Annotated in this window: 12 protein-coding genes, 1 tRNA gene and 1 pseudogene; 4 read left to right on the top strand and 10 right to left on the bottom strand. The window is 62.1% G+C overall.

The window, feature by feature from the left end; all coding sequences use genetic code 11:
• The first annotated feature begins 42 nt into the window (after positions 1-42).
• Complete coding sequence (locus AMC99_RS12045; protein WP_232301413.1) at positions 43-651, top strand: HD domain-containing protein; 609 nt, start codon at positions 43-45, stop codon at positions 649-651.
• A 51-nt stretch (positions 652-702) separates the two neighbouring features.
• Here the strand turns inward: AMC99_RS12045 and AMC99_RS12040 are convergent, their stop codons facing one another.
• The 10 genes and pseudogenes from AMC99_RS12040 to AMC99_RS11995 all read right to left on the bottom strand — a co-directional run bounded on the left by AMC99_RS12040 (position 703) and on the right by AMC99_RS11995 (position 10156).
• Complete coding sequence (locus AMC99_RS12040; protein WP_061926860.1) at positions 703-1686, bottom strand: M48 family metalloprotease; 984 nt, start codon at positions 1684-1686, stop codon at positions 703-705.
• The gene (locus AMC99_RS12035) at positions 1686-2378 is read right to left on the bottom strand and encodes a DsbA family protein (RefSeq protein ID WP_061926858.1); all 693 of its coding nucleotides are present in this window, start codon (positions 2376-2378) and stop codon (positions 1686-1688) included. The genes AMC99_RS12040 and AMC99_RS12035 overlap by 1 nt, the downstream gene beginning before the upstream one ends.
• Before the next feature lie 17 nt (positions 2379-2395).
• Positions 2396-3751, bottom strand: coding sequence for a M48 family metalloprotease (locus tag AMC99_RS12030; RefSeq protein WP_061926856.1), 1356 nt, complete (start codon positions 3749-3751; stop codon positions 2396-2398).
• A gap of 10 nt (positions 3752-3761) precedes the next feature.
• Positions 3762-4697 carry an alpha/beta hydrolase gene (locus tag AMC99_RS12025; RefSeq protein ID WP_061926854.1) on the bottom strand — a complete coding sequence of 312 codons (936 nt, stop codon included), beginning with the start codon at positions 4695-4697 and terminating at the stop codon, positions 3762-3764.
• 12 nt (positions 4698-4709) lie between these two features.
• Positions 4710-5804 carry a phosphatase domain-containing protein gene (locus AMC99_RS12020; RefSeq protein WP_061926852.1) on the bottom strand — a complete coding sequence of 365 codons (1095 nt, stop codon included), beginning with the start codon at positions 5802-5804 and terminating at the stop codon, positions 4710-4712.
• A gap of 1324 nt (positions 5805-7128) precedes the next feature.
• Positions 7129-7812, bottom strand: a pseudogene (locus AMC99_RS14320) (PAS domain-containing protein); the annotation flags it as partial.
• Positions 7813-7950: 138 nt separating this feature from the next.
• Positions 7951-8397: a DUF2141 domain-containing protein gene (locus AMC99_RS12010; RefSeq protein ID WP_061926848.1), complete on the bottom strand. Its 447-nt coding sequence runs from the start codon at positions 8395-8397 to the stop codon at positions 7951-7953.
• Positions 8394-9128, bottom strand: coding sequence for a sterol desaturase family protein (locus tag AMC99_RS12005; RefSeq protein ID WP_061926846.1), 735 nt, complete (start codon positions 9126-9128; stop codon positions 8394-8396). The genes AMC99_RS12010 and AMC99_RS12005 overlap by 4 nt, the downstream gene beginning before the upstream one ends.
• Positions 9129-9179: 51 nt before the next feature.
• Complete coding sequence (locus AMC99_RS12000) at positions 9180-9692, bottom strand: MmcB family DNA repair protein (RefSeq protein WP_061928009.1); 513 nt, start codon at positions 9690-9692, stop codon at positions 9180-9182.
• Positions 9693-9745: 53 nt separating this feature from the next.
• Complete coding sequence (locus AMC99_RS11995; RefSeq protein WP_198143527.1) at positions 9746-10156, bottom strand: hypothetical protein; 411 nt, start codon at positions 10154-10156, stop codon at positions 9746-9748.
• Positions 10157-10306: 150 nt separating this feature from the next.
• On the opposite strand from AMC99_RS11995, the gene AMC99_RS11990 reads away from it, so the two are divergent.
• The 3 genes from AMC99_RS11990 to AMC99_RS11980 all read left to right on the top strand — a co-directional run bounded on the left by AMC99_RS11990 (position 10307) and on the right by AMC99_RS11980 (position 15307).
• Positions 10307-10383 (top strand) — tRNA-Arg (locus tag AMC99_RS11990).
• A gap of 175 nt (positions 10384-10558) precedes the next feature.
• Positions 10559-13624, top strand: a complete 3066-nt coding sequence (locus AMC99_RS11985) for a TonB-dependent receptor (RefSeq protein ID WP_061926842.1) — start codon at positions 10559-10561, stop codon at positions 13622-13624.
• 132 nt (positions 13625-13756) lie between these two features.
• Positions 13757-15307, top strand: coding sequence for a tryptophan halogenase family protein (locus AMC99_RS11980; protein WP_061928007.1), 1551 nt, complete (start codon positions 13757-13759; stop codon positions 15305-15307).
• The last annotated feature ends 1 nt before the right edge of the window (position 15308 follow it).

The following is a 15308-nucleotide window of genomic DNA, read 5'->3' as shown; positions in this document are numbered from 1 at the left end:
TTCCGGCGCGTCGGTTACACTGCTCGGCGTAGGAGAGCGACAATGAACACGATGACAGAGACGCTGCACGGCGCACACGAACACGCGAAGTTCCGCGAGATGAAGGAAGGCACGGCAGAAGACTGGGCCATCATCGGCAAGGAATATCGCGAGTTTGCCAAGGGCCTGCCCGACCGCGTCCTCGACCATCTCAAACTGCTCAAGGGCGATTTTGGCGGCTTTCCCGTATGCCGCCTCGAACACAGCCTGCAGACCGCGACCCGCGCCCACCGCGACGGCCGTGACGAACAATATGTCGTGATGGCGTTGCTCCACGATATCGGCGACACGCTGGGGAGCTATAACCACCCCGAGGTGGCCGCATCGATCATCAAACCCTTCGTGACCGACGAGATCCACTGGATCTGCGAAAACCACGGCGCGTTCCAGGGCTATTACTATTTCCACTTCCTCGGCATGGACAAGGACGCGCGCGAGAAATTCCGCGGCCACCCGCATTTCGAGGCCTGCCGCGAATTCTGCGAGAAATACGATCAGGCCGCGTTCGATCCGGATTACGAAAGCGAGAGCCTCGAATTTTTCGAACCGATGGTGCGCCGGGTGATGGAGCGTCCGCTGGCATCGATGTACGCCAAGGTCGTCGACGACTGATCCGATGCGCCCTGTGCCGCCCTGTGCCGCCCTGTGCCGCGTTAGGTCACGCTAGGGTGCGGTTATGTCGCGCTTGAAACGCGCGGCCCAATCAGCCGGTTTTCCTTCGGAAATCAACGCGTTCACCAGTGCGACTTCGGTTCGGATCACATCGCGACGTTCATCCCAGCCTTCATGTGTGCGCTTGCGGAACAGGCCACCATCATTGCGTGGTCCCCAGCGTTCCATGAACCGTATCGCCGCCTCCGGAGGGTAGCCGGCATTGGCGAGTAGCCAGGGCATCAGGCGGTCCGACTCGCGCTCGGTCAGTCGCAAGTTCCTGCGCTTGCGGCCCTCGGTGTCGAGCCATGCGCGATGGCGGAGGAGGTTATGCGCCAGCTCGTGCGCAACCGCCGCTGCGAACTCGTCATCCGGGTAGTCCATCCCGACAAATTCCGCCCCGAATTGAACCCGTTTGCCATCTGCAAGAGCCTGATCGCCTTTCGGGGTCAGCTCGAACCGCGTGGCGCAGGTTTCGACCGGCAGGATTTCCTCTGCCGACACGTCTCCTGTAGGCAAAGCCCAGGCGACCACGACACGGGAATCGGGACTGAGTTCGAAAGCCACCGCCCGATTGACCTCTAGGATCCTCTGCCAGGCCGGGACCATTGCTGGAAACTGTTCGGCGATCTGCACCTCGTTGACCGAGATGAGCGCGGCGTCTGCCGTTATTCCTGCGAGCGCTGCCGGCGACCCGGAAGCGACTGCCTGGACTGCGATGTCGCCCTGCAGGCCGAGTGCATCACGCACCGCAGCCGCATCGCCGTAAGCAGCGGCATCGTGGAGCAGCCAGCCGAGCGAAAGCTCCTTGTCCTCGCAATAGGCCGCATTTCCCCGCGCAAGCCGCCAGCCGGCTTCGAACAGGCGCGCTTCCTTCGCCTGGAAGTCGCGCAGGGTATTTCGCAATCCGGCAGTCGTACCATCGTCACTCGCCAGAGCCGCGCCGTGAGGGACGCTGGCGAACAGCAGTCCGGCAATGAGCAGGCGGCCGAACATCACTCGCCGGCGCTGTCGATCGCTTTCCTGAGAGCTCCGAAACCGACTGCACCTTCGAACACCTTGTTCGACGTCACCCAACTTGGGGTCCCCGAAAAGCCGAGTTGCTGGGCGAGGGCGTAATTGCTCGCTAGCTCACGGTCGACATCTGGCGCTGCGCCGTCCACCTGCGCCTGTTCCATGTCCAGTCCGACTTCACGCGCAGCCTGGTTGATGGTTTCGGGCGTTGCGGGTGCGAGGCGGTACATCACCTCGTGGAATTCGGCGTATTTGCCCTGTTTCGCGGCGGCGAGGGCCATGCGCGAGGCCATCTCGCTGCCCTGGAAGATAGGCCATTCGCGAATGACGATCTTCAACTCGGGATCGGAATCGAGCAGCCGCGCCACATCCTCCTGGCTCTGCTTGCAATAGCCGCAATTGTAATCGGCGAACTCGACCAGAACCTTGCTGCCATTGGGGTTGCCGAGCACTGCGCCCGGGAAGGGCTCGCTGACCGTGTCGGTCACGCTGGCCAGCTTGCGCTCGCCTTCTTGTCGCTGCCACGCATCTGCCATTTCCGGCAGGATTTCGGGGTTTTCGAGGAGATAGGCACGCGTCTGGCTGTTGGCCATGCCGGTCCAGCTGAACAGGCCTGCGCCGAGAAAACCGAAAACCAGCGCGAGCGCTGCCGTCAGCAGTGATTGTCTTAGCATTTCCTGGTTGCCCCCACCTATTTCCTGTCGCGTATCCGTTCCAGTTCGGCGCGCGCCTGGAAGGATATATCCTGTGCCCTGATCCAGTCCGGCGAACCGACCGGCAGGCCCTCCTCTGCGACCTGCGCGCTGCGCAATGCCTCGGCATAGCGCCGGTTCATGACCTGTTGTTCTGCACTGGCGAGCCGCGCACGTGGCATATCACCCCGCGCCGCATAGACGACGCCCAGCTGGTACCAGGCGAAGGGGTTCAGCCGGTCGCGAGCCACAGCTGCGCGCAACACTTGCTCGGCTTCTTCGAAGTTAGACTGGTCCTCTGTCGCGATGAGCGCGTGGCCAAGGATCGAGGCGATCAGCGGCTCGTTCTTCGACAGCTCGGTTGCCTTGCGCAGCGCCGGGAGAGCTTCGTCGGGGCGCCCCGATTCCAGCAGGACCTGCCCCTTCAATTCGAGAAAATAAGGGTCGTTGGGGTCCTTCGCGAGCAGCGCATCCGTTTCCGAAAGAGCATCAGCGATCAACGCTTCCTTGTGATAGGCGTAGGCGCGGGCATAGTGCGCTTCGACCCGCTGGTCGCTCTCCGGATAATAGACGAGCGTGCGGTCGGGCGGCGTGAGGAAGCCGTAAAGTTTCGCCTTCACGCGCTGGAACCTTGCCTCCAGCGCGGGGTCTGTTTCGCGCTCCCACGCAGGGTCGCGAACGTAATCCTCGCGCAGGCGGGTGATGCGTTCGGCAGAAAGAGGGTGCGTCTGGTTGAACGATGCTTCCTCGCTCTGGTCGCGGCCATAGCGCTGGGCTTGGTTCTGCAGTTTGCCGAAGAATTCGAGCGAACCCTTGCCGGAAATGCCCGCGGTCGAAAGATATTGCGCACCGGCGGCATCGGCAGAGGATTCCTGCACGCGGCTGAAGGCAAGGAACTTGCCCAGTGCAGCGCGCTGCCCCGCCATCATCACGCCCATTGCGGCATCGCCAGCCCCGGCCACGGCAGCTCCGACACCGAGCAGCAGGCTCAGGATCGAAATGTTGCTGGCGTCCGAAATACCTTCGCCATAGCGCACGATATGTCCGCCGGTGATGTGCCCAAGTTCATGCGCGATCACGCCTTGCACCTGGTTGGCATTATCGGCCGCATGGATCAGGCCGCTATGGATGTAGATCGCCTGACCACCCGCCACGAAGGCGTTGATCGACGGATCGTTGAGCAGGACTATGTCGACATTGCCTGGCGCAAGGCCCGCGGCCTCGACCAGCGGATCGGCGAGATCCTGCAGGAGCGCCTCGGTCTCTGCATCGCGCAGGACGGATTGCGCCATTGCGGGCTGCGCGCTCAACGACAGGGCGAGCACGAGGGCTAAAAGCTTGGACAACAGGCGCATTGGGTCGGTTCTACCGTGTTTCGCCCTGAACCGGAACTGAAGAGCGCACCTCGGCAGCAAACTGCAGGATTTCGGCCAGGACGTCGCGGCGCCCCCGCCATGGGGATGCGAGCGCGAGAAGGGGATCGTTGTGGTCCATGGCCGGATACTCTTCGAGTTTCACTTCTACTCCGGCGCCTTCCAGCTTGCGTGCCAGAGCCTGGCTGTTGCGCGGCTTCACCAATGTGTCCTGCAGCCCATGGATCAACAGGAAGGGTGGGGCGCCCTTGCGAACGAGATTGACCGGCTGGGTGCCTTCCGGATCGGTGGCATTGCCGAATGCATCGCGGGTCGAATCCGTGTCGAACGGAAAAAAGTCATAGGGTCCGGACAGCCCCACCACACCTGCGATAGAACTTGCGGGGACACCTTCACTTGCCAGCCACCTGGGGTCGAGGGCGAGCATTGCGACGTTGTAGGCGCCTGCCGAATGGCCAACCAGGATGATGTGGTCCGGGTCTCCCCCGTATTCGGCGATGTTCTCTCGCACCCACCGCACAGATGCCGCACCATCCTCCAGCATGGCGGGATAGGCACCCTTTGCACCCAGCCGGTAGCCGGCATTGACGACGATGTAGCCACTGGGCGCAAGCGTGCGGCCGGTGAAGTCGTAGTCGTCAGGGTCGCCGCTGCGCCAGCTGCCGCCGTGGACGAAGACAATGACGGGGAGCTTGCTATCTGCAGGCGTCGCGTCCTGGCGCAGGACGAACAGGCGCTGCTGCGGGTCCGGACCGTATGAGATCGCCTCGCTGCGCGTGACCCCGGCATCGCCGCCCGTGACCTTGTCGAAGGCATTGAGCACGGCGGGGCCGTTGCGCTGGATTGCGATCTGCAGCGCAATGCCGGCGATGATTGCAATGGCGAGGACAATTCCAAGCGCCCAGAAGATCATGCGACGTCCCTTCATCCCCAAACTCACCTACTTTGCTTCCTGTTCGACCGTTTCGACAATCTTTTCCGCATCCCGGTCGGATGAAAGCCCGGCAGCCCGCAGGAAATTTTGCCCGGTCGAATAATCGTCACCCAGCCATAAGGGCACGCTGTGCGCTTCGATCGTCGCCTTCCCCGCGATTTCCTCGGCTGACAAGGGCTCGCCCGCCGCGGTGCGAATGAAAATCGCCGCGATGCGCGTGGGGAAGCGTTCGACCAATTCGGCATAGGCGGGCAGATCGCCCTGGGTGTCGTCGCCGATCAGGGCGAAGCGCAGGTGCGGATAATGGGCGAGGATATCGCCGATCGCTTCGGTCTTGTGGGCGCCATGGCTCGATGAACCGAATGTCTCGCTATTCATGCCCCAGTCGCGCAGCATGATGGGCCCCAGCGGCAGGCCGCGGGCCTGCTTGAACGCCACGAGATAGGAGAACAGATTCCATGGGCTCGACGAAACATAGAAGAATGGGCGGTGGGTGGCCGGAACACCCTTGCCCGCCTGGGCCATGTCGGGATCGAGCAGCGCACCGCCGCCAAGCGCGCCGTAAAACGCGTCCGCCCCCGGCACGGCGATCCTGTCGTCCGGCAATTCGGCAAGAACGCGGCGCCAGTTGCGCAGCAGCGACCTGACCCCGCCGGTGATGCCTGTCTCTATGATGGTGTCGTCTATGTCCGAAATGACCGCGAGATCGGCGTGATCGCCCGGTGAGAGGACATGCCCTTCGACGCATTGATCGCCATTGCGATTGGTCCAGTGCAGCTCGACCACTTCCCAACGGGTGTGCTTCGCATGGAGCCATTTGCCGTTCAGTTCGACATCGAAATGCACGAACCCTTCAGCATCGGTTTGAGCGTGATGGTCGGATCGCAACCCGTCATTACGCTCGACCACCAGCTTGACTGCCAGCCCGGCGACCTCGTGCGAGACAAAGTGCGCCAGCATCGTCCGGAACGCCTGGATCCGCCCCCTTCGGTCATACCGATGGTGGTCTGCGCGCAGGGCACGGGCCGAAATGCGAAGGCGATCTTCGTTGCGATAACCGTAATAGGGCTGGATGCGAACCGGACGGGTGGGGAGGACCATGGCGCATGGTCCTAACGCAGCGAGGGGGCGGAGCATAGGCCCCACCCCCCCGAAGTTTTTCGTTGGCGAACTGTTAGCCTACGAGCTTGCGTCCGACACGTTCGATCAGGGCAATATCGTCGTCGATTTCGCCGAGAACCGCGATCTCGCCGCTTTCGGTGCGGCGGATCATCACGACGGCGAATTCCGGACCTTCGGCTGACAGGTCTTCGAGGCCGAAGTGGTCGAGCTTGCGCAGTTTCCTGGCCAGCGCCGCGCGCGGTTCGTCGGTCGGATCGACAGGCTTGCCCTGTTCTTCCTTGCGCATACGGCGTTCGGCATTGACGACGCCCTTCAGGCCGCCATCTGCTTCGGAAAGGAAGCCTGCGAGCTTGCCGCGTTCGATGCCGACGCGGTGTGCGTGGCTCAGTACCGCTGCATATTCGGTCAGGCGTGTCTTGTCGTAGTCGGCGCCGAACACGAGCTTGACGACCGGGGTCATCGGCGCGCGTTCCTGGCTGGTCAGGCCGCTTTCTGCGACGAGCTCTTCATAGGCGGCGGGTTCATTCTGTGCTGCCAGCGAGAAGTCGTAGGCGCGGCCGACCGCAGCATAAAGGGCGGTGCGGCTGCGATCTTCGCAGCTGCGCGCCGTCTGTGCGAGTTCGCGGGCCGATGCGAGATAGTCATAGAGGCCGGCTTCGCCATCGAGTTCGTCGGTAACCGGCTCGTCGAAGTCCGTGACTTCTTCTGCAGCGGGAATTTCCATTGCGGGTTCGGCTTCGGCCGGAACCACAGCTTGCTGAGCAGGCTCGTAAGCGCTCGGAATGGCTGGTTCGGCAGCGTCGAACTCATCCGTGAGATCGGAAGCGAATGCGTTTTCATCCTCTGATGTTTCGTCTTCCGAGGGAGCGAAAGCACCAAGGTCGAAAGTCTCAACTTCCTCGGCTTCGTCCTCGACTTCGGCAGTTGCCGGAATTTCGTCGTCGGAATGCCCGAAACCGTTTCCGTAATTGCCGTCGTCCCACGAAACTTCGGCCGAATAATCGTAGTCGCCGTCTTCGCCGAGCGGACCGGTGAAGGCTTCGACACCGTTCAGGTCGATCGCTTCGGATTTCTTGACGGGCGCGCGAATGTGGTCGGTCAGCGAAGCGAAATCGTAATTCGCCTCGTCCTCTTCCTCGCCCTCTTCGTCCTCGTCATATTCGTCTTCGAGCGAATAGTTTCCGAAGGCCGGTTCGGGCAGGTCGCTGCCGTAGTCGACTTCGTCTTCGGCACCAAGTTCGAGCGGCGCGACATCGTTCATGTCATCGGCGTCGTCTTCGGCGTCGTCGGCAAAAGAGATCTCGTCGTCGAAGCCCGGGCCATCGGCCCAGTCGGTTACCGGCTCGGCGCCGCGCTTGACCGGCTCGTCTTCCTCGACTTCGGCTTCGGCAGGTTCGATCGCCTGGTCGATTTCGAGCAGCAGCTCGTCGGCAGTCGCGGCGTCGGCCATTTCCTTCCAGTTGATGACGCCATAGATGAAATCGATGGTGTCGTCGTCGCTGGAGAAGGGCAGCAGGATGCCGCGATAAAGGATGGTCGAGCCGCGCTGGTTGACGAATTCGGCCTCGAACCCGATCGGCGCCTGGTTGGCAAGGATCTGGAGATAGTGATCGGTGATGCGCGACAGCAGCGAGCGCGGCGGCACATCCGAAAGCTTGTTGATTTCGTCCGTTGCACCGCATTCGGCGGCGAGCATATCGCCAAGGTACTGGACGGCGGGATCCTCGATGCCGGTCGAGAAGTCGAGCAGCACGCTATAGGGCCCGAAGTCGGTCAGGCTCGACGGGTCGAGATCCTCGATCGACGGGAAATTGTGGTCGCCAAGCAGGCCGGCCCAATGGTTATAGGCGCGCACCTGCATGCGCCGTTCGTCACGACCGATGGATGCAGGCGGCATATCGCCCGCGTTTTCATCCTCGGTCAGATCGTAATCGACTGCATCGCCTGAAATATCAGACGATTCGAACGATCCGCGCAGCGTATCCATGACCCAATTTGCCCCCTAAGTGACGGTTACAGTCACGGTTCTGGCGGCACATGGTAAACATACTGTTAAATGATTTCGTTTTCTTGCAGTCGCGGCGGCGCGGCAGCTTCGTGACGTCACGCAGGCAAATGTCCTGATTCAGAGCATGTAGCGCATGCGGATGGTCAGCACCTTGGCGTCACCTGCATAGTCGAAAGCGGCTTCGTCGAACTTTGGCGGACCCATGCGCACCGGCGCATCGCGGGAAAAGCCGAACCCTTCCTTGGGCATCATGCCCAGCGCCCGGTCGGCCTTGCCATTGTCGTTCTCGTCATGAAGCAGGGCGACGGCATAGCGCCCCGGCTTGACGTTATCGAAGGTCAGATGGACCTCCTTCCCCGCCGGAACGACGGTGCGATGGGATGCGGCATCCTTGCGGCATCTCGGGAAGACATCGGGCTGCGTCGTCATGCAGGCGCGAACGACTCCCTCGCTCGAGCGCAGGTTCGTGATGGTGATCGACACCTGCCCGTTGGTCGGCGGTGTGGCGCCCGTCAGCAAGGTTGCACTTGCAGCGGCCAGGATCAGCGCAGCGGGTTTCTTCATGATTGCATAGCTCCGCCCAGTTTTTGCGAAAGGCCGCGATCGGTCCCGCACAGGCGATCCCAGAACCGGAAATAGAGGCCGTAATTGCATCGATACTCTTCGTGATGTCGCTCGTGATGGCTGGCAGTTATCAACCATCCGCCCAACCGGGAATGAACGAGCCGGCGGGGAAACATCTCCCATCCCATGTGATTGGTCACGCCCATCACGGTCATGATGGTCAGGACGGTCCCGAGCATGGCGATATGGATCGGCACGATGAACACCAGCAGCGGGATGACAATGGCGCCGGTGACGGCTTCGACAGGGTGGAAGCTCATCGCGGTCCATGCCGTCGGCGGGCGGCTGGCGTGGTGGACCGCATGGGCGATGCGAAACCAGCGCGGCCGGTGCATCAACCGGTGGGTCCAGTAGAACCAGGTATCGTGGGCAAACAGGTATATGAACAGTGACACCGGCAGGTACCACAGCGGATAAGCCTGGAAATCGGTGTAGATTTGCGTCCAGCCATGGTTCTGCCAACCCCAGGCGACGAGGCCTGCGGGGAAGCCGTAGATGGCAGCGGATAATAGCGACCAGCCGATTTCGGACCGGATCTGGCGGTCAAGCCCGTCGTAAAGCCCTGGTCTCACCCGCCTCGTCGCCCAGGCGAACAGGCCGCTCGACAGCAGGTATCGCACCGCGACGATCACGGTCATGGCAATCATGGAGACGAGTGCGGCTGTCAGCATGGCGCCACCTATGCCCCAGTCATCGGGCTGCGCCCAGTCCGGATTTGCGGATTATGCGCCGCGCAGATGCTCGACGCAGGCAGGATCGAGCAAGGCCGTCTGGCGTCGCAGTGCCGCACGGGCGAGCCGTTCGACCTCGGTCTTGCGGCGCGCCGCGTTGAGCGGCCGCAGCGGGGCAGGGCGCAGGATTTCCGCATCATAGCCATCGGCCACGATTATGCCGCAGCAGTCCGGTTTGAAATCGGGGCCTTCCAGCGGAGCCCGATCGAGCGCAGGCGGCATGCCCCAGAAGAACCGATCGCAGAAATCGAGATAGTCAGGCCATTTGCCGTCGCCAAGCAGGTCGGCACGGGCAACCTTGATCTCTACGATGACGATCCGCCCCTTGGGATCGATGCCCATAAGATCGGCCCTGCGCCCGTTGCGCAGCGGCATTTCCGGGATGCACCAGATATCGTTGCGAGCGAACAGACGGCCTATCCCGCGCACCACCGCAGCGGCATCGAAGGCCTCGGCCTGCGGCAGTTCTGCCGAATCACTAATTCCGGGCGACGATTGAATCATGCTCCGAAGTTGGAACATAGCACGAACGCGGTCAAGCCTTCCGGCTTGAAATGTCAGTCGGCGGCCGCGAGCGTTACTGCGCCGCTGGCGGGGCACATGGCGAGGAGGCCCGCGCGAGCGAAATAGAATTCGCGCCACAGGGCCAGCGCCGGAGCGGTCGTGTCCGAGCCGCGCGACGCGATCAGGCGCAAGGCTGTCAGGCCCGGTTGCAGCATGGCATCGATATCGTTCAGGCCGCGCTCGACGAAATAGGCGCGGTTTTCCCCGCAATCCGCCACGCGTGCGGGAAAGCCGGCCAGTTCCTTGGTGAAGGGTTCTCGGGCCAGCGCCGCCATTGCCGCGATTTCCTGGGCCGTTTCATGCAGTGCCTGCCAGCGAAGGGCGAGCGGTGAGACGGAATTCTCGCCCCGTGCGAAGCTTTCGCGCATGGCGCGAATCTGCTCTGGCTGTTCCATTGCTGACATGGTGTCAGGGTCTAGGGACGACTTCCTTGAGAAAATCCTAAAGGACCCGGAAAGGATAAAGCCACAGCCAAGGTTCAGGCGGCTGCATTTTGATGTGGCCCCTGCCGCGCCGCTTTGCTAAGCGCGCCCGGCTCGCATCTGCGACGGCATGCACCCGTAGCTCAGCTGGATAGAGCGCTGCCCTCCGAAGGCAGAGGCCACAGGTTCGAATCCTGTCGGGTGCGCCACTTCCTGAAGATCGATAATCGCATGCGCCACCGGGCGTATGCAGGACGTGCAGGAAAGCCACAGCGCCGTTCAAACGTATGCGCATGCTTGACCAAGTGAACGTTATCAAATAGGGAACGTTCACAATTTGAACATCATGCGCCTTTTGTGCATGGCTCTGGGAGGAGAAACTTGATGGTCTGGAAGCGTGAAAACGCTGGTGCGAAGCTGTTGGCGGGGGCTTCTGTCGTCGCGCTCGGCATGACGGCACAAACTGCCTTCGCGCAGGACACCGAAGAAGCGGCAGCAGCGGAAGATTACGACAACGTCATCGTCGTTTCGGGCATCCGTGCCTCGCTGCAGCGCGCCATGGACATCAAGCGCGACGCGCAGGGCGTCGTCGATGCCATCTCGGCCGAAGACATCGGCAAGTTCCCCGATACGAACCTCGCCGAATCGCTGCAGCGCATCACCGGCGTTTCGATTGACCGCAACAGCGGTGAAGGCTCGACCGTCACGGTTCGCGGCTTCGGCCCCGAATTCAACCTCGTCCTCCTCAACGGTCGCCAGATGCCTGCGTCGGGCCTCGGCAGCTGCTGTGAAGCTCCGGCATCGCGCAGCTTCGACTTCGCCAACCTCGCTTCCGAAGGCATTGCAGGCGTAGAAGTCTACAAGTCCGGCCGTGCGAGCCTGCCGACCGGCGGTATCGGTTCGGTAATCAACATCAAGACGCCCAAGCCGCTCGATCGTCCGGGCTTCCAGGGCAGCATCGGTGCGAAGGGCGTGCTCGACCACACCTTCGACGGCACCGAAATCACCCCGGAAATCTCGGGCATCATCTCGAACACCTTCGGCGACGACCGCTTCGGCATCCTCATCAGCGGTTCGTACCAGAAGCGCCGCGCAAGCCTGGCGCAGTTCAACGCCGGCTGGCGCGAAGGTTACCTCGGCAACGAAAACAACTGGGGCTCACTTCCCGGTACACAGCCAGCTGACGGCCTGACGATTCCGCCGCCGGAAAACGACTGGCGTGTCCTTTACGTCAATCCGAACCTTCTCAACCAGATCGAGAATCGTCCGGATCCGACGGACATCTACCAGGTCACCCAGAACGCCGGCTACGACTTCACCGATATCAAGCGCGAGCGCATCAATGGCCAGGCCGTGCTGCAGTTCCAGCCGACCGACAATCTGTCGGCCAGCATCGACTACACCTACGCGCAGAACACCATCGATGCCCGCACCAACAGCATCGGCGTATGGTTCAATCACGAAAATACCTCGAGCAGCTGGACCGATGGCCCGGCGGCAGGCCCGAACTTCTACGCAGAAGCATTCGGCCCGGGTAAGGATCTCGCGGTCACCGGCGCAGTCGCGGCGAATCGCACGATCCTTCAGTCGATTGGCGGCACCCTCGAGTGGGAAGGTCTCGGCGGTCTTCGCGTGAAGCTCGACGGTCACCACTCGACTTCGGAAAGCAAGCCGACCTCGCCCTATGGCAGCAACATCGCTGTCGGCAACGCGATCTTCGGTGTCCAGAACCAGGTGGTCGACTTCACGACCGACATGCCGGTCATCTCGGTCAACATGTATCCGGGTTCGGAAATCGACGCTTCGAACATCCGTCCCTCGGGCAACGCATTCCGCAATGCCTACATGAAGGACACGATCAACGAGCTGTCGCTCAAGGCCGGTTACGATTTCGACTCCAGCTTCATCGACAGCCTCGACTTCGGCGCGACCTACACCGAAAACAAGGTTCGTTCGGCATACGGCTTCCTCCAGACCGACTCCTGGGGCGGTACGCTCGCAGCCGACGAGCTTCCGGATGATTTCTTCACGCTGACCGACCTACCCTCGAACCTTGCCGGAATGTCCGGTTCGCAGGCCGAAGGCATCATCCCGAGCTATTTCGACATCGATACCGAAGGCCTCATCGAGTTCCTCGACGACGAAGTTTCGATCTGTAGCGCTCCGTGGTCCGGCACGCCCTCGGGTGTCGGCTGCCTTGCCGAATTCACCGTCGACCGTCGCCTGCGCGAGCGCACCGTTTCGCCGTTCATCCAGACGACCCATTCGTTCACGCTCGGCGGCGAAACCCCTGCCGACCTGCGCCTTGGCCTTCGCTATGAAGAAACCAAGGTGAAGTCCTCGGCACTGGTTCCGATCCCTATCGGTACGTCGCAGATTTCGTACAATGAAATCGCGATCATCTACGACAATTCGGCGGCAGACTTCACGACGCTGACCGGCAAGTATGACAACTGGTTGCCGGCGATCGATTTCAGCATGGAGCCGTTCCAAGACGTCAAGCTGCGCGCTTCGTACAGCCACACGATCACCCGTCCGGCATACAACAATCTCGATGGCGGCCTGACCGTTGCTTCGCCCATTCGTCCGGGCGGCGGCAGCACCGGCGGCGCGGGTAACCCCGGCCTGCTGCCCTACAAGTCGAAGAACATCGATCTTTCGGCAGAGTGGTACTACGCCCCGGCGAGCTACATTTCGGTCGGCTTCTTCGCCAAGAATGTCAGCAACTTCATCGGCACCACGACGACACAGTCGGCTGCCTTTGGCCTGACCAACCCGGGCCAGGGCGCGATCTTCCAGGAAGCCGTCGCGAACCAGCCCAGCAATGCGCCTTTCGCGCCTGACGCCAGCCGTCCGGGCGAATCGATAATCGAATACGTCATTGCGAACTACCCCGATGCGGTGGAATACAATGGCAGCGGCGATCCGATCGGTATTCTCGGCCAGTCGACCGACCCTGAAGTGATCTTCACCCTGGGTCAGCCGGGCAATAGCGACCAGACCGCGAACCTGACGGGCTGGGAATTCGCCCTTCAGCACAGCTTCGGCGAAACCGGCTTCGGCACGATCCTGAACTACACGATCGTGAACAGCGACACGTCTTACGACAACAGCCTGCGCTATACCGAAACGCAGTTTGCCGTAACGGGCGTCAGCGACAGCGCCAACGCCGTGGTCTACTACGACAAGAATGGCCTGCAGGCCCGTATCGCCTACAACTGGCGCGACGAATTCCTGTCGGGTTACGGCCTCGACCCGTACTATGTCGAAAGCTACGGCCAGTTCGACGCCAGCGCGAGTTATGAATTCAACAACGGCCTGACGGTCTTTGTCGAAGGCATCAACATCACCAATGAAGACCGTCGTGGCCACATGCGCAACGACCAGACCGTCTTCTTCGCGGCACCGGGTTATGCCCGTTACGCGGCAGGTGTGCGCTTCACCTGGTAAGTCGTCGGGCTTGAACAGGCCCCGATGATGACAGAGAGTCGCGCTGCCTCGGCAGGGCGACTCTCTTTCGTTTGGGCCTTGCGCTAAAGCAGGTCCGGACCCCGGGCTTCGGAAAGAAAAATGAGCGGTACAATGTCAGCTAGCGTTGCCAGAACCGTGATCCTCGGCGGGGGAACGGCCGGCTGGCTTGCGGCCTGTTTCCTCGCTGTCCGAAGGCCCGAGCTTTCGATCACACTGGTGGAGGCACCCGACATTCCGACCATCGGCGTCGGCGAGGGGACCTGGCCCACCATGCGCGGCACGCTCGAGGCGATAGGGATCGAGGAAAGCGAATTCCTTGCCCGCTGCGATGCCAGCTTCAAGCAGGGCTCGCGCTTCGACGGATGGGTCGATGGCGAACCGGACGACAGATACTACCATCCCTTCAGCGCGCCGCCACCCGGTGACATGCACGGCCTGGTCGCGGCATGGCAGCAAGCCGCTCAGGACCGGTCCTTTGCCCATGCGATGACGCCGCAGGCGCAGCTATGCGACCGCGATCTCGCGCCGCGCCAGACCGGGATGCCTGGCTACGCCGCGGCTGCCAATTACGGCTATCACCTCGATGCAGGAAAGTTCGCTGCCCTGCTTGCAGAGCATGGCGAACAACGCCTCGGCATCAGGCGGATTGCCGCCCGGGTGGATGAGATCGAACGTGCGGCCGGCGGCGACATCGCCGCCGTTGTGACAAGCGATGGTGAAAGGATAGAAGGCGACTTCTTCATCGATTGCAGCGGGCATGCCGGTGTCCTGATCGGCGGTGCGCTCGGCTCCGAATGGGTCGACCGGTCCGACGTTTCTTTCAACGACCGCGCGCTCGCCGTGCAAGTGCCCGTAGCGCCGGGAAGTGCAGTCGCTTCGCAGACCGTCGGCACGGCGCACGAGGCGGGCTGGCTGTGGGATATCGCCTTGCCGACGCGGCGCGGGATCGGGTGCGTCTATAGCTCGCGCTTCATCGATGACGACCGGGCCGATGCCATTCTGCGGCGATATGTCGCGGCGCATGTGCCACATATCGACGTGGAAGGGCTGCAGCCGCGCAAACTATCCTTCAGGACAGGCCATCGCCGCGACTTCTGGCGCCGGAACTGCGTCGCCATCGGGCTGTCGGCAGGCTTCATCGAACCACTCGAAGCTTCGGCGATCGTCCTCATCGAGCTCTCCGTGCGCGCTCTGGCGGACAATTTTCCGGCCTCACGCCGGGCGATGGACATACATGCCGGTCGATTCAACGACCTGTTCCGATATCGCTGGGACCGGATCGTCGACTTCCTGAAACTTCATTACGTCCTCAGCCGCCGCGAAGAACCTTACTGGCAGGCGCAACGCAGCGCCGAAAGCATCCCTCCGCGCCTTGCCGAACAGATCGAGCTGTGGCGCGACCAGCCGCCGTCGTCATGGGACTTCCCGCAGGTGGACGAGATCTTCTCCGCCGCGAGCCAGCAGTTCGTCCTTTACGGAATGGGCTTCCCCGTTCCGCCCTCAGCCACGAACCCTGCGCCGGAGGCTGCGCTTGCGCGGATCGCAGAAGTGCGCGACCAGACACGCGCGCTCAGCGCGGCGCTACCGACCAACCGCGCCTATCTCGACAAAGTCGCCGCATCCCGGACGGATGCAGCGATGCAAAAGGAACAGACTGCCTGAC

The organism is Altererythrobacter epoxidivorans, from assembly GCF_001281485.1.
GTDB classification, from domain to species: Bacteria; Pseudomonadota; Alphaproteobacteria; order Sphingomonadales; family Sphingomonadaceae; genus Erythrobacter; species Erythrobacter epoxidivorans.
The sequence above is the reverse complement of the archived record's forward strand: the minus strand, read 5'-3'. Positions and strand labels throughout refer to the sequence as shown.